Origin of the sequence: Rhodococcus sp. OAS809, from assembly GCF_040546695.1 — a bacterium.
GTDB classification, from domain to species: Bacteria; Actinomycetota; Actinomycetes; order Mycobacteriales; family Mycobacteriaceae; genus Rhodococcus_F; species Rhodococcus_F qingshengii.
Genome location: NZ_JBEPOI010000001.1, coordinates 440,333 through 458,998, shown reverse-complemented (window position 1 = coordinate 458,998; position 18,666 = coordinate 440,333). Strand labels below are relative to the sequence as shown.

18 protein-coding genes and 1 pseudogene are annotated in these 18,666 nt (G+C 61.6%); 4 read left to right on the top strand and 15 right to left on the bottom strand.

What is annotated here, in order from left to right; all coding sequences use genetic code 11:
• Nucleotides 1-19: 19 nt before the first annotated feature.
• The 6 genes from ABIE52_RS02235 to ABIE52_RS02210 all read right to left on the bottom strand — a co-directional run bounded on the left by ABIE52_RS02235 (nt 20) and on the right by ABIE52_RS02210 (nt 6,005).
• Nucleotides 20-907: an alpha/beta fold hydrolase gene (locus ABIE52_RS02235; RefSeq protein ID WP_099698380.1), complete on the bottom strand. Its 888-nt coding sequence runs from the start codon at nt 905-907 to the stop codon at nt 20-22.
• 42 nt (nt 908-949) lie between these two features.
• The gene (locus tag ABIE52_RS02230) at nt 950-2,500 is read right to left on the bottom strand and encodes a sodium:solute symporter family protein (RefSeq protein WP_192713403.1); all 1,551 of its coding nucleotides are present in this window, start codon (nt 2,498-2,500) and stop codon (nt 950-952) included.
• A complete protein-coding gene (locus ABIE52_RS02225) occupies nt 2,500-2,739 on the bottom strand; it encodes a hypothetical protein (RefSeq protein WP_047271996.1) in 240 nt (79 codons plus the stop codon). Before ABIE52_RS02225 ends, ABIE52_RS02230 begins: the two co-directional genes overlap by 1 nt.
• A 374-nt stretch (nt 2,740-3,113) precedes the next feature.
• Nucleotides 3,114-4,118 (bottom strand): helix-turn-helix transcriptional regulator, encoded by a 1,005-nt coding sequence (locus ABIE52_RS02220; RefSeq protein ID WP_065351475.1) that lies wholly within the window; start codon nt 4,116-4,118, stop codon nt 3,114-3,116.
• A gap of 1,066 nt (nt 4,119-5,184) precedes the next feature.
• Nucleotides 5,185-5,334 (bottom strand): hypothetical protein, encoded by a 150-nt coding sequence (locus ABIE52_RS02215; RefSeq protein ID WP_192713402.1) that lies wholly within the window; start codon nt 5,332-5,334, stop codon nt 5,185-5,187.
• Between the two features lie 503 nt (nt 5,335-5,837).
• Nucleotides 5,838-6,005, bottom strand: a complete 168-nt coding sequence (locus ABIE52_RS02210; RefSeq protein WP_192713401.1) for a hypothetical protein — start codon at nt 6,003-6,005, stop codon at nt 5,838-5,840.
• A 155-nt stretch (nt 6,006-6,160) separates the two neighbouring features.
• On the opposite strand from ABIE52_RS02210, the gene ABIE52_RS02205 reads away from it, so the two are divergent.
• From ABIE52_RS02205 to ABIE52_RS02190, 4 genes and pseudogenes are all read left to right on the top strand, one after another.
• Entirely contained in the window at nt 6,161-6,421 is a 261-nt protein-coding gene (locus ABIE52_RS02205) for a ribbon-helix-helix domain-containing protein (protein ID WP_192713400.1), read from the top strand.
• Entirely contained in the window at nt 6,418-6,654 is a 237-nt protein-coding gene (locus ABIE52_RS02200) for a toxin (protein ID WP_192713399.1), read from the top strand. Before ABIE52_RS02205 ends, ABIE52_RS02200 begins: the two co-directional genes overlap by 4 nt.
• 717 nt (nt 6,655-7,371) lie before the next feature.
• Nucleotides 7,372-8,133, top strand: a complete 762-nt coding sequence (locus tag ABIE52_RS02195) for an SMI1/KNR4 family protein (RefSeq protein ID WP_192713398.1) — start codon at nt 7,372-7,374, stop codon at nt 8,131-8,133.
• A gap of 424 nt (nt 8,134-8,557) precedes the next feature.
• A pseudogene (locus ABIE52_RS02190) lies at nt 8,558-9,284 on the top strand (IS6 family transposase).
• Between the two features lie 255 nt (nt 9,285-9,539).
• On the opposite strand, the gene fdxA reads toward ABIE52_RS02190, so the two are convergent.
• From fdxA to ABIE52_RS02145, 9 genes are all read right to left on the bottom strand, one after another.
• The gene (fdxA, locus tag ABIE52_RS02185; RefSeq protein ID WP_192713397.1) at nt 9,540-9,875 is read right to left on the bottom strand and encodes a ferredoxin; all 336 of its coding nucleotides are present in this window, start codon (nt 9,873-9,875) and stop codon (nt 9,540-9,542) included.
• A 12-nt stretch (nt 9,876-9,887) separates the two neighbouring features.
• On the bottom strand, nt 9,888-11,330 hold the full coding sequence (locus ABIE52_RS02180) for an aldehyde dehydrogenase family protein (protein WP_192713396.1): 1,443 nt from the start codon (nt 11,328-11,330) through the stop codon (nt 9,888-9,890).
• 24 nt (nt 11,331-11,354) lie between these two features.
• Entirely contained in the window at nt 11,355-12,128 is a 774-nt protein-coding gene (locus ABIE52_RS02175) for an SDR family oxidoreductase (RefSeq protein WP_192713395.1), read from the bottom strand.
• Nucleotides 12,128-13,060, bottom strand: coding sequence for a dihydrodipicolinate synthase family protein (locus tag ABIE52_RS02170; protein WP_073513703.1), 933 nt, complete (start codon nt 13,058-13,060; stop codon nt 12,128-12,130). Before ABIE52_RS02170 ends, ABIE52_RS02175 begins: the two co-directional genes overlap by 1 nt.
• Before the next feature lie 83 nt (nt 13,061-13,143).
• Nucleotides 13,144-13,947 carry an enoyl-CoA hydratase-related protein gene (locus ABIE52_RS02165; RefSeq protein ID WP_192713394.1) on the bottom strand — a complete coding sequence of 268 codons (804 nt, stop codon included), beginning with the start codon at nt 13,945-13,947 and terminating at the stop codon, nt 13,144-13,146.
• Nucleotides 13,944-15,179 (bottom strand): CaiB/BaiF CoA transferase family protein, encoded by a 1,236-nt coding sequence (locus ABIE52_RS02160; RefSeq protein ID WP_192713393.1) that lies wholly within the window; start codon nt 15,177-15,179, stop codon nt 13,944-13,946. Before ABIE52_RS02160 ends, ABIE52_RS02165 begins: the two co-directional genes overlap by 4 nt.
• Nucleotides 15,176-16,540, bottom strand: a complete 1,365-nt coding sequence (locus tag ABIE52_RS02155; protein ID WP_192713392.1) for an FAD-dependent oxidoreductase — start codon at nt 16,538-16,540, stop codon at nt 15,176-15,178. The genes ABIE52_RS02160 and ABIE52_RS02155 overlap by 4 nt, the downstream gene beginning before the upstream one ends.
• Before the next feature lie 9 nt (nt 16,541-16,549).
• On the bottom strand, nt 16,550-17,851 hold the full coding sequence (locus tag ABIE52_RS02150) for an MFS transporter (RefSeq protein ID WP_192713391.1): 1,302 nt from the start codon (nt 17,849-17,851) through the stop codon (nt 16,550-16,552).
• Nucleotides 17,852-17,975: 124 nt separating this feature from the next.
• Nucleotides 17,976-18,545 (bottom strand): helix-turn-helix domain-containing protein, encoded by a 570-nt coding sequence (locus ABIE52_RS02145; protein WP_228118081.1) that lies wholly within the window; start codon nt 18,543-18,545, stop codon nt 17,976-17,978.
• Nucleotides 18,546-18,666 lie beyond the last annotated feature (121 nt).

Below are 18,666 nucleotides of genomic sequence, written 5' to 3'. Positions count from 1 at the left end.
TGCTCGAGCTGTGTGTCGGTCATGCCCACCGACCAAGGAAATCGATCACAGCAGCATTGACTTCAGCGGGTTTGGACGCACTCAGGAAGTGATGCCCGTTCGGGATCGTCTCGAGGCGCACTTCTGCCGCACGGGTGAACAGTTTGATTTCGTCCTCGGCGTTGGCCACTGAATAAACCTGGTCTGCCGTGCCGTGGAGCCACAGAACCGGCTGCGTCACTTCGTCCAATCGCCCGAACAGGCCGTCGCGATCACGGAGATTGATCGTGGCGAGCCGCAGTCGGTGCCGGCCCGCGTCGCCGGAGTAGTTCGTGCGGTAGATCTCGAGCCACCTCACTCGGTCTTCCGGGCTCAAGCCTCCCAGCGCAGCGTCGAAGGTGGCATCGACGAAATCATCGGGAACAACCCAGTCGTCGTCGACCGGCTCGCCGAAGGCCTCGATGTAGGGGGTGCAGAATCCCGGCCCGTCCCAGCACCCGAGGTCGCGACTGCGTTGACTCTCGACGTCCAGCGAGGTACCCAACGGAATCAGGCCTTTGACTACCTCTGGTGCCAGCAAGCCCATTCGGGTGGCAATCCACCCCCCTTGCGAAGTCCCCAAGACGAATGCGTTCGGAATGTCCAGTGCCGCAAGGGCCTGCAGGTTCGCAACTGCGCTGTCCCAGTAGGTGAAATGCTTGTATGTCGAACGGGTTCGGCCATGACCGTACGGCTCGAGGGCCAGTAGGTTGGCCCTGCCGGTCAGCGCAGTATCCGCGAATTGGTCGCGGTACAACTCCGCAGAGGTGGTGTACGAGTTGATCATGACCAGGGTCGGCAATTCGGGGTTGTAAGGTCGCCCGAACGTGGCCCCTATGACCGAGCCGCCGAGGTGGGGGATGGTGATGGTTTGATCGAACGTGCTCATGAACTCAATTCCTCTTCTTTGTGGGGAAGTCCCGAGATCGGGTCACGGTAAAGGTGCGGGCGCTACCTGGCCGGCACTCGGCATGGGTGTTGTCTGGCCGGGGCTGCGGGACGGCTCTCGGGCCGACTCGAAGAGCTGATCAACTCGTTCCAGCTCTTCCCGGTCACTGGCTCGAAGGAGACTGACCGCGACGAAGACGACAAGATTGGCTACGAGGCCGACCAGTCCGGAACCTAACCCCTCAAGCCACGGCACTGCCCCGCCTTGGTCCATGTACGGAACCGTCAGCGCCAGAGCGATTACCGCACCGACGAGCAGCCCGGCGATTGCGCCGTCCCTGTTACCTTTGCGCCACATGAGTCCACCGAAGATCGGTACGGCAAGTTGGATGATGGCTTGATACGCCAACTGCGTGACGCCGGCCAAGTTGGGTGAATCGTAGATGCGGTACGCGATGATCGCGGCAACTATTGCGGTAACTGCCATCGCAGCCTTGGCGAGGTAGAGCTCCTGCTTGTCCCGCAGTGGGTGAACGACAGCAACGATGTCGTTTGCAACTTGAGTGCCGATCGCTTGGGTGACCCCGTCGACGAAACCCATTCCCGCCGCGAAAACTATGACAAGCGCGATCGCCAACAACCAGGTACCACCGGCGTCCTGCGCGATCGCGAAGAACGACGATACTGGATTGGCGGCCGCGAAAGGAATCGGCGCCGCGCACAGCGCGACAAACATGAGTAGGACGCAGAACACGAAGCCGATTGCCATTGTTTGCAGCGAGCCCTTTTTCACTTCACGCACGCTGGCCGCAGTGTAGATTCGCGTGAATATCATAGGCCAGCAAAGACTTCCAATGATTCCGGCGGCCACGATGCCGAAGTAGTAGAGTCCGCCTTCATCGGATCCGAAGCCGGGCAGGCTCAGTTGAGCGTCGGTAAGCTTGCTCATGTTCGAGATGCCACCGAAGTAGAAGAACAACAGGCCCAGGCACAAAATGGCCGATCCGATGTAGGCAACAATCCCCTGGACCATATCGGTGAGGATGAGACCCCTCATACCCATCTGGACGGTCCAGAACTGACGCACGACCAATACTGCAATCCCGATCAGGATGGAGTCGGCGTCAGAGAGTTTACCCAGCGATGCCCACTGAACTACCGCGCCCATTGCAATGAGCCCGAGAACGAGCCAGGGCACGAGGGCGACGACACTGATGGCGCTTCCGATCAATTTCAGGCCGCGGCTGTTGTACCGCAGGTCCAGTAGATCCGCCTGGGTCCGCAGGTCGAACTTCTTACCCCACTTCCATACTGGCCGGGCGATGAAATACATCGCGAGAACACCAAGGACGGAGTAGACGAGAAAGTACAACCCGATCACGCCACTAGCAACGGTCAGACCGAAAACCGCGGCAAAAGTCGAACCGGGCCACCATGAATTCGTGTACGCCATCGACACGAACCAGCTCGAAAACGAGCGCTCGCCGACGGCGTAGTTGCTGAACGTCGCGACGCTTTGCCGGTTCTTGGAGATGTGAAGGACAACAACGATGACCACGAAGAAGACGCCTAAGGCGCCAAAAGTGACGATCATCAGTCCACCGCTCCCTGACGACACTCGGTGACCCAGAGGCCGGTGACTGCTGCGATCGCAGCTGCGGACACGAGTATCAGGTACCAGACCGAAATCGGTACGCCGATGACCAGACCGTGCTGGTGGGACATTGCGATGTACAAAGGTGGCCAGAGCGCGATCATATTGATCAGCGCGAATAGTGCGCCGAAGGCGATGTTCCTCGCTGGGGAACGACTGAATAAGCCAGTGCGTTTCATTGGTACTCTTTTCGTCTCTGCAGGCCGTCAACAGGGCCGGCTGGGCGGCGTATAGCCAGATGAAAAGCGTATGAACAATCACATTCCTCGACCATCGGTCAGTTGACGTATTTTCCGCATACCTCCGGTCGGACATCGCATGCGAGCACAACAAACCGAACGGACGAAATGTACTGGGGCATCGAGAATTTCATAACCGGAACTGAACGGGCGAGAATCCGCCACTAAAGATGCGGCTGCTGCATCATCAACGGAGATACATCTTCCCTCACAACGCCTTTGGCGCCACCGTAGAGCTTTGGTTTACGCCCGTTCCGGCTACCCCGACTCGCTGATCGTTGCGGTCACCCTGACGACGGTCGCACGCCGGGTCTTCACATCTCGCTCGCGAGCAACAGTCCTGCTTCCACAGCAAGCGCGGCGAGCTGCACCCGAGATTGGCTCCCAAGTTTGACGAGAAGATGCTCGACGTGGGTCGAAACGGTCCTAGGACTGATGAACAGCTTCTTCGCGATCTGGGGATTGGAACAGCCTCGGGTGACCCAATGAAGAATCTGCACTTCCCGGCAGCTCAACCCGAACGGCCACGGAATCCGACGTTCAACAACCACGAGGGACGTTCCGGGACCCGCCGACAACTCGATCCGATGGCACGAACCATCCGACTCGGCCCACAAGTACTGCGCAGGTCGGCCAGCCCAATCCCGGATCGCCGACGCCAACCACCTGCGCGCAGACTCTCCAAGAACCGGACCCGCCGTATGACCGGGCAGCTCCGAAATTGCGCCTGTATCGGTGACTATGACGGCGTGCGCTGCCACCCCAGCCCGTTGCACGGCACCATGAGCGCTCCGGAAGAGATCACAGACGTCAGCGAGTACAGGACGGAACCTCTCGATCACGCTAAGAGCCTCGTTACTGGCGTCTTTGGGGCGCGCCCAACTCACGTGCAGAGCACCGGTATATCGCCCACCAGGCAACCTCAGACACATGGTCGCCCCCTCCTTGAACCCAGCGGGAATCAAGAATCCCTCGGCTGACTGAGTCTGCGCGAACGGAATGTGCCAATCCCTCTGCAAGTCCAGCCAACGAAGGGCGTGCGGAACCTGGGTATGCAACAAATGAAAGCCCGGATTCCCATCGACGAACGCATCGTTCATATGTTCGTCGAGCTCCCGCGTATAGCCTTCGCTCGCCAACGTGACGTGCCTATGACTTCCTGAACCCGCATCCCATGCCGTCAATGCGTATCCATCCCATGGAATCGAATCACGCAGGACTCTCATTGCAGCAGAAGCGCGCACGTGGACATCGGATAGTTCGACGAAACGGCCATCGTCCGGCGGGATCATGGCCGGAAGCAAAGCGTGGATCTGCATACGAAACTCCTGGATCCGACTCCCCCAAGTACATATAGGCTCTCATTGTCTCGCCAGTCAGGCAACATCGGGGAACGAGAGGGAAACCGGCGGCAGAGCCACACGCAGTAGTCGAAAAGTGGCTGAGTTTACGCCCACCCGGCGATCGGCTCGACCAAGCCGGGGTCGCTGTCCCCGGCATTGTTGACGCAGTCGAGACTTCGTAAGACTTCATATACCGATCCAGAACGGAATTGATCGTGGCTTGAACGTCGCTTTGTCGGTGATGTTCGGGTCAAGCCAATGGCTCCCAGAACAATTCCGGCAGGAACAGCGGCGAACGATCGTGCATGTTTACCGCGACATCTGAGGTCGGCCGAGTCCAAACCGGGCAGGTCCATACCCATTGGTTCGGATCATCTTCGGGCAACTGGGATCAGGCCACAACTCGAAATGGGCCGCCGTGGCGATCACATCACCGACTCCGTGAATCGTTGGTGTCGGGAGGCCGACGTTGTCTCGTTCTACACACCGCAGTCCAACGGCACTTTTCCTGGTAGCTTCAAAAACCTTCTCGACTGAACAGTCGGTGGAACCGAGATGACCGACTACCCCGTGGCATGGATCACCATTGCCGCGCCGGGTCGCGGACACGGCGCCGTGAACACGTTGGAGAACGTATTGGGTTATGCCGGTGCATAAGTGGCGCGGAATGCCCGTCTGGTAGTACCCGTCGGACGGGCCGACGTCGGTGACGACGGCGCCATGAGGAATCAAATAGTCGTGCGATTCCTGGCACGAATCTGGCGCCTAGTGGGATGACGTCCACCAGAGTGTTACGGAAAATTCTTCAACACAGCGATTCAAACTGCTTGAACTGCAATTACTTTCGGGCCCACAATTTCGGGTTGAATGTCTGGAGTCGAGCGAACCGGACCGCGATTGCAGCCGAAGACGACGGGTTGCTCGGTATCGGGCCAGTGCACTCCGGGCGAGCTCCACCCGCAGCTTCGGATGGAATGTATGCACTCGCAGCCCCGGGGTTCGTCGACGAGAAACGTGATCGCTCAATTCGCCTCCGTGACAGTCAGCATCGGACGATGGTGTCGCCGGCGGAGGCGACGATGTTGCCGGCGTCGCCGCGTAGACGTGTTTCGGCCCCCTCGACGGGACGCCCCACCCAGCCTCCCCGACGCTCGTCAGGGGGTGTGCTGAGCGTGAGTTGCGTTTCGCTCATGCCGTACCGCGCGAGTGGTGCTTGTTCGGTGGGCTCGACCAGGCGGTCCTAGACCTGAACGGGCAGGGATACGCTGCCCGAGAACTGGCGTCGTGCGGAGCGCAATGATCGGGCGGAATCAAGGTCGTCGGCGATTCTCGCCCAGATGGTGCGACCTCTAGGATTGCCCGGTTGCGCCTTCCTGATCCCTTCAGCAACGTCTGCGCTGTTTCGATACCGAGTTTGTCGGCCACGGGTTCGACCACGGCCCACCTCCGACCGATACCCGTGTTGGACTTCGGCGATCATCCGCTCGGCCCACTCACGCAGTTCGGGCGGGTACATTGCCGTGCGCCGCGTGTGCTGGCACCGCTGGCTTTGAAACTCGCGGCCGAACTCGCCGCCAACCGCCAGCCAGTTACATTCCGCACATATCCGACCGGCCATATCGAGATGATGCGGGCAGCGCTCCCCGAAGCCTCTCCTTCGCCTCGAACCTCTTCCAGCCGTGGACAGGTCGAGGCTCAGCGCGGTACCAGGTCCATCAGGGCTGCAACGAGAACGCGTTGCACATCTTCGACCGAAAACTCCCTCGAACTGGCTGACTCGGTCAGCGACCAGTGATTGGACATTGCCAAGCCGTGCAGCAAAACCCAGAACAGTGGACCGATGACCCGAACTATGCCGGTCATCAGGGTGCCGCACTGCTGCGCCTAACCGACGCGTACCGATGCACTCCAGGAGCCAGCGACAGGACATTGGCTATGGGCACTTGTGATGAAATGCTGAAACCTGGATCCGAAACTCGGTGGCTGCGCGAACACAATTTCGTATTACACTAATAACTATGACTGACGAAACGATCAACGATCAGCCCGTCACCGACAACATGATCGAAGAATGGGCAGACGAAGCCGAAACCGGCTACGACGTCGAAAAGTTGCGCAAACGCGGCCGGCCCACCCTCGGCGCCGGCCCCGGCGCAGTAGTGCCCGTACGGATGGACGCCGCATTGCTCGAAGCCTTGAACGCCCGCGCCGAACAAGAACACGTCTCCCGATCCGAAGCGATCCGAGAAGCAGTGCGTGCCTGGACCCAGGTAGCGTGAAAGCACATAAATCCGCACTCAAACACGGACTCAACGAAGACGCCGGCATCTACGCGGCAGAGCACCACGTGTACGTCGCCGACCTGGACGACGACAACCCCGCCCGCCAATTCCGGCTGGGCTTCGACCCGAACGGACGCCTCCTGGAATTAGTCGTGCTGCGCTTCGACAGCGGAAACGAGCTACTCTTTCACGCTATGAAGGCCCGACCTCAGTACGTTGATCTCCTGTAATCGATCTTTGTTCACCGAGTGCGATGCAGGGAAGTCGACCTGCTCGCCGGTACGACGAGGACATCGCCATCAACGCTCGATGATCGCAGCCTCCACCGACACAGGTGCGTTCACCTCCACCGCCCCGTGCCGAGAACTGGCACCACCGACCGTTCTCACCATCAGTGGGGCGACATGCAGATCACACGACATCCCTCACCCCCCACGACACTGACTATTCACCCCACACCCGAAAGTTGTTCAGTGACATGACAAATGAATACCCAGATGCCGGAGAGGTAGCGCTCGACGACAGCCGCTTTCGGCGCTGACCCCGTCAGCTCTATGACGACGGCACTGAACCCGATCCACGACTCAGTCTCGCCAACGAACCCTCCTGGCGCACGAGCACCCGATCTCAGATGCCACGCCTGCTGTTGCTGGATTTCTGTATTGCCGCGATGGACTTAGTCGGGTTGGGTTTCGCGGACGGCGATCCGACAAGCGACTTCAAGGTCGCCTCAAAGATGTTGCCTCACAAGGCATTATAAAAACTCCTGCCAAGCAGGACACGAAGGCCGTTCCCACCTCCCGGCCAGGCACGCGACGCGGGACCAATTGCTCCGAACGCGAACACGACGAGTACGGACAACGTCCCTGCCCGTGCCGCCCCGCTCCGCTGAGACAATCCCCGGAGACAGACTTTCGGTTTCCATTGTCGGATGAAGGGAGCACTTCGTGACCTATTGGGCGGTTGCTCGGCCAGACTCGGGTTCCGGTGAGGTTCTCGTACGCGATGATTACGTCGTCGGTGACGATGCCGCGATCGCGCAGATCGCAGACGTAGGTGTGCAGTTTGCTACGGCGGAGGACGGTTCGCGGCCGATGATCTGGGTGTCGTTGGGAAGCGCCAACGCTCGGGTATCGGGCTTTGGTGGCCAGAGTCTTGACCGTGCTGAACTCGAAGCCGAGATCCGCCGGTGTGTCACTGAGGAACAGAACGCACAGCGCCGCGCCGCTGTCGAGGCGATGATCGACGGTTCTTCGCACGCGCGAAGAGCCGCGCATTCAACGCCGGCGGGTTCAGTTCGTGATCAGTGGAACCGGATCACCGAGTGGCTGCGAGTCCACTTTCCCGGCATGACGATCACTGGAGCCGAGCGTGACCGTGTGGACGCCGCGATCGAGAGAACGGGACAAAGCTGGCCGGCCGAGTTGATCGAGCTGTACACCTTGGTCGACGGAGTTTCCGACGAAAGGTTGCTGGGGTTGCTCCACCGTTTCGCGCTTCTCACGTTGGACGATGTCCTCTGGTATTGGGAATCGTCTATTCAGATTTGGGACGAGAGTGCGCGCTTGTTCGGCGATGGCCCCGTTGAAGGCCCCACCGAGGCTGGATTTCAAGCCGACACCTTCCTCCCGGATTTCGTGCCTTTCGCAGGGATGGACGGCAATTTCTTGTGCGTCGACACCCGCCCTGGCCCATGCACGGTTGCGTAACCGAATTCGACAAAACCGGGGCAGACGAACCCGGACCCCGTTGGGTCTCAATCAGCGCCATGCTGACTGACCTCGCCGACAGTCTGACGAACTCGCAAGCATTCGACGACGGGTGGTACTGGACGAGCGTCAATGGAGCCCTCGAATGGGAATCTGACCGCACGTGACGGCTCCGACAGCTTGTTAAAAAAACATCTTTCGCGGCCTGCACGCGAGGGGCCCAATTAGGGCAACTTTGAAAGAGGCCAACTTCGAGAGCGGCTGCGCGACTGCATCCCACCCGTAGGGTTCTTCGTCCGCTCCATCCGGGTGCTTCCGAGGATCACGCGCGTGGTGACAGAATCGAACAACTGACGGCTACGCGAGGGATATACCCTTGAGAGCACTGTCACGTTGTTGCGCACGGCAACTGGGAGAATGAGGAATGGCGACCCCAATGCCGTCGGATAAAGGTCGCTGCTACCCGGTCGAGATCATCAACGGCTGCGTGTGGCTGTACTTTGGGTTCCCGCTCAGCTTCCGTAAGTCGAGGAACTCATGCTCGAAGCGGTGTCGTGGTCAGCGATGAGACGATCCGGCGGTGGTACGCCAAGTTCGGGCAGACCTACGCAAACCAATTGCGACGACGGTGGGCGCGACCCGGTGACAAGTGGCACCTCGACGAGGTTTTCATCCCAATCAGAGGCCGGGAACATTACCTGCGACGGGAGGTCGACCAGCACGGCAACGTACTCGAGGAACTGGTCCAGCCCCGACGAAACAGGAACGCCGCCAAGCGATTCTTCCGTAAGCTACTCGAGCGGCTTGCGCTATGTGCCGCGAGCAATCGTCACCGACAAGCTCGGCAGCCCCCAAGTGGCGCACCGCGAGCTGCTGGCCTCGGTCGAGCATCGCCGATCCAAGTACTTGAACAATCAAGCCGAGAACTCGCATCAACCCGCCAGGCAGCGAGAACGGGCCATGAAACGGTTCACATCGGCCCGACACGCGCAACGCTTCCTGTCCGTCTTCTCGGGCTATCCGCCTTCTCGGGTATCTCACCGCATTTCCAATCCTGGCGACACAGACTCCCGGCGCCCGAATGGCGTACCGAGATGACCCACCGGTTCGCGGTCTGGCAGGAAGTCACCGCGACCGGTGTTGTTGCGTGAAAGCGAACGGGCCAGTGGCATCCTGTAACCGACCGCACTAAACATGCTTCGCTGCTTCACTTTTCGATCAACGTGACAGTGCCGTCGCCGATGTCATCGACTGGTCCGAAGCCGCGCAGGGCGATCCCTTGTCCGAACTGGCAACATCGACCCTTGGCCACCCGGAACATCTCGACGACGTTGTCGAAGGCTACGGCGCTGTCGTCGACCGCGAGGTCATCCGTGCCTGGTGGACACTAGGAGATAGGGATACTCCTATGCCTGATGGGCAGCTACTTCTTGCAGGGGAAGTGCTGCAACGAGAGCTGCATCAAAGGACATTGGCCCCAGAGCTGCCGCACCCTTCGGAGAGCCTATGTCAGTGAAGAACTCGGCATTTGCGCTGACATAGCCGGCCCAGAGGTCAGGCAGATCCTCCTCAAAATAGATTGCTTCGACAGGACAAACCGATTCGCAGGCCCCGCAGTCGATGCACTCCCCCGGGTGGATATACATTGATCGCTCACCTTCATAAATGCAGTCAACGGGACAGGCCTCCACACACGACCGGTCCAGGACATCCACGCAGGGAAGTGCAATGACGTAGGCCATTTTTCACAGCTCCTAGACACCCGTATAGATGGTCTTGCCCCAGGAGAAGAACTCCAGCGCAGTGTGGCCCTGTTCCCGGAAGGTGTTTGTCGATGAATCCCCGATCCCGCCGAACGGTACGTTCAGATCCAACCCCGCAGTGGGTCGGTTGACCTTGACGACCCCGGCTTGGGCGCGCTGGGTGAAGTCGGTTGATCGAGCGAGGCTGTCGGTGCAGATGCCTGCGGTGAGGCCATAGGACGAGTTGTTGATCTGGGCAAGCCCCTCCTCGTAGTCGGGGACTTCAAGAACCGCGACCACGGGGCCGAAGATCTCGTCGGTAACGACGGGGTCTTCGTTGGATACATTGGTAATCACCGTCGCTTCAAAGGCCTGGCCGTTTGAGCTGCCACCCTGCACCACGCGCGCACCACGCCGGGTCGCACCTTCAACGGCAGCGATGTCCGTTGCCAGCTGTTGTTCGCTCACCACCACGCCCATGGCGGTCGCCGGATCAAGGCCATCACCCGGGACATAGTTGCGTGCCAGGACCGCGAGCTCGTCGAGCAACGCAGGGAAAATGCCGGGGGTCGCGTAGACGCGGGAAGTGGCGGTGCAGGCCTGGCCGGTGAGGCCGAAACCGCCGGCCGCGATCACTTGTGCCGCGTCACACGGGGATGCATCGTCAAGGACAAGCACACCGTTCTTCCCACCCATCTCAAGCTGCACGCGGGCGCGGCGTTCGCTCAGCGCACGGTGCAGACCGAGACCCACGTTTGTTGATCCCGTGAACGAGAGTGCGGCAATGCGCTTGTCATTGGCCAGCGCCTCCCCTACGACCCGCCCCTTGCCGTGGACGACGTTCAGTACGCCTTCGGGCAAACCGGCATCCATGAGGGCCATGGCCAGGTGTGTTGCCGACATCGGCGTGAGCTCTGCCGGCTTGAGCACCACGGAGTTGCCGGCCAGGAGCGCGGGGGCCACCTTCCATGCCGGGATGGCGATCGGGAAGTTCCACGGCGTAATAAGCCCCACCACCCCGATCGGCTCGCGGCGCGTGTGGATGCTCGTTCCCGGCAACCCGCTGGGCAACACATCGCCGCTTGCCGCCCACCCGAGTGAACCGAAGAAGCGCAACACATCGATGGCACGATTCACCTCGCCCGTGGCCTCGGCGAGGGTCTTCCCTTCTTCGCGGACAAGGTCGGCGGCAACGACGCCAATCCGGCCTCGGAGGATCTCTCCGGCGGCCATGAGGATTGCGCCGCGGGCTGGCATGGGGAGCGCCGCCCATTTGCCTTGCGCGGCGCTTGCGGCGCCGATGGCATTACTCAGGGTTTCGACCGTGGAACTTGGTGAAACGGAGGCGATCTGGCCGGCGCGGGCCGGATTCATGCGTTCAAAATCCGAGGTTCCGGCCCATTCACCACCGATGAGGTTTTGGGCGATGGCTGTGGCTTCGAGGGTGCTGGTCATGGTGTTCTCCAATGCCGTGTCGGGTTAAAGGGAGCGGACAAGTCCGCCGTCGCACCGCAGCGCAACCCCCGTGATGTAGGAGGCGGAGTCGCTGCAGAGGAAGGCAGCCGCGGCGCCGAATTCTTCCGGGCGGCCGTAGCGGCCCGCAGGTATTGCCGCGAACGATTCGGCGCGCACCGTTTGTACGTCGGTGTCCCGCCGTGCCGCGGCCGCCGTGTCAAGTGCATCGACGCGATCGGTGTTGATGCGGCCGGGCAGCAGCAGGTTTGCCGTGACTCCCTGATGGGCTTGTTCGGAGGCAAGAGTCTTGATGTAGGCGGCGAGCGCCGAGCGCCCGACGTTGGACAGCACGAGGTTGGGCAGGGGCGCAGTGATCCCGCTCGATCCGATGGCGAGGATGCGACCCCAGCCGCGCTTGACCATGCCGGGCAGCACCGAGGCAATCAGCCGCTGTTGGGGCAGCAGCAGTCCGTCGATTGCTTCGGAAAGGTCTTCGGCGCTCGTGTCGCTTGCGGGCTTTGGCTTGGGGCCGGGCCCGTTCGTCACGAGTATCTCGACAGAACCCAGCTCCGCGGTGACCCGGTCAACGGTTTCCGCAGGCGCACCCGGGACGCCGAGGTCCAGGTGGAAGGCGGTGGCGCCGGGCAGTGTCGCGGCCACGGACCGGGCACGTTCAAGATCGCGCCCGGTGACCACCACGCGTGCACCCTCGGCTGCCAGGGACGTGGCCACCGCAAGCCCGAGGCCGCCGGTCGATGCCGCAACGAGGGCGACGCGTCCTTCCACTCCGAGGTCCACTATGCCTCCACGGGTGCTGAAGAAGTCTGCAGCAGATCGCGCTCGAGGGCTTCCCGGTGCGTGACAAGCGAACCGTGCAGGATCTCCGGGAACGCCGCAGCGGGAAGGCGGGCTCCGGACTCCTTGATGAAGCCCCGCTGGCGCAGCAGCTCCTTGCGCACGGCGAGGGCAATGCGGGGCTGCTGCTCAAAATTGATGAGCGGCAGGTACGGGGCCAGCGCCTCGTGTGCGGCTTCGAAGCCGCCGCTCTGCCAGGCGTCGACGCACGCGATCAGTCCCTCCGGGTAGGAGAAACCGGTCATCGCGCCCGCGGCGCCCGAGAGCAGCTCGTCAAGCAAATTCTGTCCGCCCAACCCGCCAAAGACCGGGACGTCAACGGATTCGCGGAGCTCCGCGATCGCAAGGTTGGTGGGCGGGGCCTCCGACTTGACCGCAATGACGAACGGGCAGGCCCGCACGATGGCGGCGACGGATGCGCTGGACACCGATACCCCGCTCACCGCCGGGTAGTCCTGCAACACGATCTTGACGCCGAGGGTGTCATGGATTGCCGTCAGGTGGTCCACCACGAGGTTCGGTCGCGCCGAGTTGATCTGCACCATCACGGCAGCAAGCCGGTCCCCCACGGTTTCCAACGCCAGCCGGGATTCCTCAAGCGCGGGTCGTGTGTGCAGGCTCGCCACCCCGACGACCAGCGGCAGCGTCGTGCTCTCGACCACAACTTCCATCACGGTCTCGCGCTCGATGGCGGTCAGGCTTGCCGCCTCTCCAAAGACGCCGAGCACGGCGAGGCCTGTCGCCCCGATTCGTTCGTAGTGTTCGACGAGAGTGGCAAGGCTTTCCTCGTCGATGTCGAAGGTACTTCCCTGGAACGGCGTGGCAACGATTCCCCAGACCCCGGGGACAAGCCCTTCCGTGCGCTTCGTGGTCATGTTCAAACTCCTTGGTGTGCAACGTTCCGGTCGTTGCTTCACTTGCTTGCTTCGTTTGGTTGCTTCGACGCGCGGTTTCCGGCCTAGCGGCCGCTCCAAACCGGTTCCCGCCTCTCCTGAAAGGCCAGGACTCCCTCTTCCTGCTCCTCGCTCATGAGTGCGTCGGTGAGTGCCGGCACCAGGAGCGCACGGGCGTCGCGTGCCGACAGGTGCTCGGTACGGGTCACCATCTGCTTGACGGCACGAACCGAAGTGGGTGCGCAGCGCAGGATCTGCTGGACCCAGCGTTCGACGGCTTCGTCGAGCTCGGCGTACGGGACAACCTCGTTGACAAGCCCGTGACTGTGCAGCTCCTGCGCGCTGGCCTTGCGACCGGTGAGCAGCATGCCCATGGCCACGTTGTGCGGAATCTTGCGAACCAGAAGCGCGATCCCACCGTCAAGTGCGAGCCGCCCGACGTTGGGTTCCGTGAGCCCCAGACGAGCGTGCTCGGCGGCAACAACGATGTCCGCACCGAGCACAATTTCCATGCCGCCGCCAAGCGCGTAGCCGTTGACCCGGGCGATGACCGGCACGTCGAGGGTGTTGCGCAGGCTGAGGCCGCCGAACCCGTTGGGATCCATGTCCGCCCAGTACTCCAGGCCGGTCTTCCCGACCGCGGAGGGGGTCATGTCTGCCCCCACGCTGAATGCGCGGTCCCCCGCACCGGTCACCACGACCACGCGGACATCGCTGTCCGCCTCGATGCGATCCCAGATCTCGTTGAGTCGGCCGAAGGCGGGTCCGTCCACCGCGTTGAGTACCTGGGGCCGGTCGATCGTCACCCGGGCGATGTGGTTGGCGACTTCGAAGCTCACGCCGTCGCGCGTCTCGAATGGCATGCTCATCGCAGCACCCCGTCCGCGCGCAGCTTTTCGATGGTCGCGTCGTCCACGCCGTACTCACGGAGGATCTCGACGTTGTGTTCGCCGAGTTGGGGTGCGGCCCGGCGCACCTCGGGCGGGTTGGCCGAAAGCCTGATCGGCGCGTTCAACATCTTCACGGTGCCGACCACCGGGTGCTCGGCCTCGACGATCATGTTGTTGGCGGCGGTCTGTGGATCCGCAAGCGTCTGTTCAAGGGAATTGACCGGGGCGTTGAGCAGCCCTTCGTCCTCCAGCCGTTGGCACCAGTACGCGGTGGTGTTGGTGGCAAACTTCGCGGCGAAGATCTTCTGCAGCGACGGCTTTTGGGCGAACTGCTGTTCAAGCGTTGCGTACTCGGGGCGCTCGCTGAGGTCGTCCTCAAGGTCCAGTGCCCGGGACAGATGGTGCAACGGGTTTTGGGTGAATCCGCCGACCAGGCACAGGGCGCCGTCGGTGGTTTCGAAGACCCCGCTCAACGGCATTTCGGCCCAGTTGACCTCGTAGCCGCGGTTAAGCTGCATACAGGCTTCCTGCATCTGCATGTGCAGCATCGAGTCGTACATCGTGACTTCCACTTTCTGGCCCTGACCCGTGAGGTCGCGGGTGCGCAGGGCGAGCAGGATCCCCTGGGCCAGGTGCATTCCGGTGGTGTAGTCGCAGAGGGTCGTGGGGTACATGGACAGGGGGATCTCGGGCGATTCGCGGCGCCACATCACTCCGGAGTAGGCCTGCGCAATCGCATCCTGCCCGCCCTTGTGTGCGTACGGCCCTTCGTTGCCGAATCCTGTGCCGGAAGCCCAGATCAGGCCGCGGTTTTCACGCGCGAGTTCCTCGTAGCCGAAGCCCATGCGCTCAATGACACCGTGACGGAAGTTGCTGACCACTACGTCGGCCTCGGCGATGATGCGTCGCAGTACCGCGCGGCCTTCCTCCTCCCGGGTGTCGATCGAGAGGCTGCGCTTGTTCCGGTTGATCGAGAGGAAGATCGGGTTGTCCTGCCCGTCCTTGTCCGGGAAGGAGTTGCGGGCGATGTCGCCCAGGCCCGGGCGCTCGATCTTGATGATGTCGGCGCCGAAGTCTCCGAGCATCTGGGTGGCACTTGGCCCCATGAAGACCTGGGTGAAGTCGACAACGGTGATCCCGGCCAGCGGGAGCGGCAGGGCCGTTGCCCCTGGTTCGCTCAGGTCATTCGGACGGGTGTCGGTGATACTCATACCAGTGCCTCCTCGGGGGCGTCGATGGTTGCGTTCGTGGCAGGAACGTCGCCGGGGTCGGCTCCGTGCAATTTCATGCCTGCCTGAATGTCGGTTGCGGAAACATCCCGGACCAGGAGGTTCTTGTCCAGCGCGATGGCTGCGGCCACGCCGACGGCCTGTCCCATGGCCATGCACGGGGGGATTTCCCGCGAGGACTTCTGGGCGTCGGGAGTCGCCGAGTAGTGGCGGCCCGCGACGAGCAGCTGGTCGACTTCCTTGGGAAGTAAGGAGCGGTACGGGTAGTAGTAGTCGCGACCACGTGCTACCGAGTCGGCGAAGTGGCGGCGGGTGGTGACATCGTCCTTGGTCATCACGTATTCGCCCTGCAGCAGGCGCGTTTGGCGCACACCGATCTGTGGTGCGGCATCGACGATGTAGCTGTTCTCGAAGCCTGGCAAGTTCTCCCGCACATAGGACGCAGCCTCGGCGATCCGGTCGCGGGCCGCCAACTCGGCGCGGGTGAGATCGACGGGGTCAACGCCGTTGTAGCCAGTCATGTGCGGAGCGTTGCACCAGACCACGCCGGGCAGCGGGGTCTTCAGCCACCACAGTTCCCAGGCTCCGCCGAGCAGGCGCTTGATGATGCGGTTTATGGCGCGTGCTTCCTTGGGGTTTTCCTGTTCGAAGTGCTCCGCGGCATTCGTGTCCACGCCGCCGAGCCGGAACACCAGGGTGGTCAGGTAGCTGTCCTGGATGTGGCTGGCGCCCGCGCGGGAGGCAACGTCGATGTCGCCAGTGGTGTCGATGACGATGTCGGCGAGGTATGCCTGCGGGCCGGCCTTGGATTCGCAGATCACGCCCTTCATCACGCCGTTCTCAACGACGGGCTGGCTGAACCAGGTGTGGAGACGCAGGTCGACGCCGGCTTCCCGCACCATGTCGTTCGAGACCCGCTTCCAGCCATCGGGGTCGAACGCCGCTGCATAGCAGATCGGCTTTGGCTGCACATGCGAATGGAAGTCGAAGAGACCGTATCGGCCCCACTTGTTCCAGGTTTCGCGCGATGCGTAGCGGTCTTCCTCCGGTGCAACCACCACGAGGCCAAGCCGGTCCATGCGTTCGATGTACTCGGAGACGATGCCCGTGACGGAGATTTCCGACCCGTTGACCATGTCATCGAGTACCAGGACCATGCCGCCGGAGGCGAGCCCGCCGAGGTATGAGTACCTCTCCAGCAGAGTGACTTTGGCGCCGGAACGCGCTGCGGTGACCGCGGCGGACACACCGGCGGGTCCACCGCCCACGACGATGACGTCGGAGCGCGAAACTACGGGTGCTTTCAAGGTAGCGGGGGTGACTCGAAGGTCTAGTGCAGTCATTGTGGTTCTTCACTTTCCGATGTAGAGGCCGTTGGCACGGCGGGCAAGAATGTAGAAGACGATGCTGAGAATGAGGAGAACTGCTACATAGACCGGGAAGAGCCATGAAGCACCGACCGATTGCAGCCACACCAACAGATAGGAAGCGGTGCCTCCGAAGAGAGCGACGCCGACGCCGTAGCCCAGTGATACGCCGGCACCACGTGAAGCCTTGGGCATCAGGGAGCTGGAGACCACGTTGTAGAGGGTCAGGTTCAGTACGAGCACCACCGAACCGCCCAGAAGCACCACGGCAAATCCTCCGATGCCGGGCTCGGTGTATGCGAGCATGAGGAAAACGGAAGGGACCGCGAGTATCCGCGTCACGATGAACCAACGCGACATGGATCGGCCGTCAACGAGCTTTCCAATGATCCAGCTACCGGCCACCATGATCACGCCAAGAATCGTGGTCACGGCAAAGACCGAAGTCGGATTTTCCTTGAAGCCGCTGCGTGCGGCGCTGGGCAGGCCGGTGGTCCACGCGTAGCTGTAGGCCTGGACCGCACCGACAACAAAGACGATCGCGACAACGCTCAGCCAGTTCTTTCGTACACCGGCCCAAACAGACTTCGTCGTCGTTTCCGCCAGCTCTTCCGGCTTCATCGTTTCCGGGAGCGCGCGGCGCAGATAGAGAACCACGAACCCGAAGACTGCCCCGATGATGAACGGGATGCGCCAACCCCACGCGGTCATCTCATCACCGCTCAGAGCCAGGCTGCACAAAAAGCTGACCATCGACGCGAGCAAGACACCGATGTTGACGTAGAACGTCATGATGCCGGCGACGGCACCTTCGCGGCCTTCCGGCGCCAGTTCCAGAGCGTGTGCAGTGGACAATGGAGCCTCGATACCGGCCGAAATGCCCTGAACAACGCGGCACAGCAGCAGGATGACTCCTGCCCATGGACCGATCTGTGCGTAGGTGGGAGTGAGTGCGATGACCAATGTTGTAGCTGCCATCATCATGATCGACAGGAGCATCACGCGCCGGCGGCCGATCTGGTCGGCAAGGGTGCCAAGCAGGATGCCGCCAAGAGGGCGGAACGCGAACCCCACCGCAAACACGGCCAGGGCACCGAGGGTTGCGGTAACAGGATCGTGCGAGGGGAAGAAACTTGGCCCAATGAACGCCGACAAGAGACCGAAGATCATCCAGTCGTACCATTCGAGGGCGTTGCCAAGTCCGAGCCCGAACAGGCCTCGGCGAACCTCGGAAGAGAAGCGTGATGTGTTGCGTTTTGCCGCTGGGGAGACAACGGTTTCTACCATGATTTCCTTCTTTCACTTGCGCCGTCAGAGCGCATGAAGGATCGACTGAGGAACCGGTGGGCACAATGCACAACGGTTTAGAGCCAATCAGTGAGGGGAAACGCCTGCTAGGTGTAGCGAACTATTACCAGGTGGGTGGAGTATTCACCCAGATGGAGACGCAGGCTTCGTCGTATGGATTCATGTACCAATGGGGGACATCGGAGGCATAGGTGATCGAGTCGCCAGCCTCGAGAACGTACAACTCTCCGTCGAGGTAGACGTCCTTCTTCCCGGAGAGCACAACACCGAATTCTTCTCCGCCGTGGCGGAAGGGGGTGGCGCTGGTGTCGGACCCTGGAGGGCTGACAATCCAGTGCACCTCCAAGGATCCGTTGAGATTGGGGGTCAAAAGTTCGTAGACCTCTCCCCCGTCGGATTCTCGCGCAGTTCCTTTGAGGTTGCGCCGTTCATCCTTCCGCACGACCGGGGACGTGGATTCTTCTTGGGTAGGGAAGAACCGTCCAACGGGGATCCCCAGTCCGTGGGCGAGCTGAGCGAGTGTAGTAAATGACGGGTTCGCTAGTCCGCGTTCAATCTGGCTCACAATCGCGGGGCTCAGCCCCGTGAGTTCAGAAAGTTGCGAGAGCGTGAGACCCCGCTCCTTGCGCAATGCCTTGACCTGGATTCCGACGCTAACGAGGAGGGACTTCATGACAGCTGGCGATGTAGCATCAAGCGTCATTAGAAGTCCTTCCTGTGATGTGCGCTACGTTCAATATACTGAAAAAATTTACTAAGTCAACGATTTTGTGAAATTCGCAGAGCCACAGGCC

Coding starts and splice junctions, on each gene's coding strand:
- ABIE52_RS02235 (WP_099698380.1), bottom strand. CDS start 907: ATGAGCACGTTCGATCAAACCATCACCATCCCCCACCTCGGCGGCTCG.
- ABIE52_RS02230 (WP_192713403.1), bottom strand. CDS start 2,500: ATGATCGTCACTTTTGGCGCCTTAGGCGTCTTCTTCGTGGTCATCGTT.
- ABIE52_RS02225 (WP_047271996.1), bottom strand. CDS start 2,739: ATGAAACGCACTGGCTTATTCAGTCGTTCCCCAGCGAGGAACATCGCC.
- ABIE52_RS02220 (WP_065351475.1), bottom strand. CDS start 4,118: ATGCAGATCCACGCTTTGCTTCCGGCCATGATCCCGCCGGACGATGGC.
- ABIE52_RS02215 (WP_192713402.1), bottom strand. CDS start 5,334: ATGAGCGAAACGCAACTCACGCTCAGCACACCCCCTGACGAGCGTCGG.
- ABIE52_RS02210 (WP_192713401.1), bottom strand. CDS start 6,005: ATGACCGGCATAGTTCGGGTCATCGGTCCACTGTTCTGGGTTTTGCTG.
- ABIE52_RS02205 (WP_192713400.1), top strand. CDS start 6,161: ATGACTGACGAAACGATCAACGATCAGCCCGTCACCGACAACATGATC.
- fdxA (WP_192713397.1), bottom strand. CDS start 9,875: ATGGCCTACGTCATTGCACTTCCCTGCGTGGATGTCCTGGACCGGTCG.
- ABIE52_RS02180 (WP_192713396.1), bottom strand. CDS start 11,330: ATGACCAGCACCCTCGAAGCCACAGCCATCGCCCAAAACCTCATCGGT.
- ABIE52_RS02170 (WP_073513703.1), bottom strand. CDS start 13,060: ATGACCACGAAGCGCACGGAAGGGCTTGTCCCCGGGGTCTGGGGAATC.
- ABIE52_RS02165 (WP_192713394.1), bottom strand. CDS start 13,947: ATGAGCATGCCATTCGAGACGCGCGACGGCGTGAGCTTCGAAGTCGCC.
- ABIE52_RS02160 (WP_192713393.1), bottom strand. CDS start 15,179: ATGAGTATCACCGACACCCGTCCGAATGACCTGAGCGAACCAGGGGCA.
- ABIE52_RS02155 (WP_192713392.1), bottom strand. CDS start 16,540: ATGACTGCACTAGACCTTCGAGTCACCCCCGCTACCTTGAAAGCACCC.
- ABIE52_RS02150 (WP_192713391.1), bottom strand. CDS start 17,851: ATGGTAGAAACCGTTGTCTCCCCAGCGGCAAAACGCAACACATCACGC.
- ABIE52_RS02145 (WP_228118081.1), bottom strand. CDS start 18,545: ATGAAGTCCCTCCTCGTTAGCGTCGGAATCCAGGTCAAGGCATTGCGC.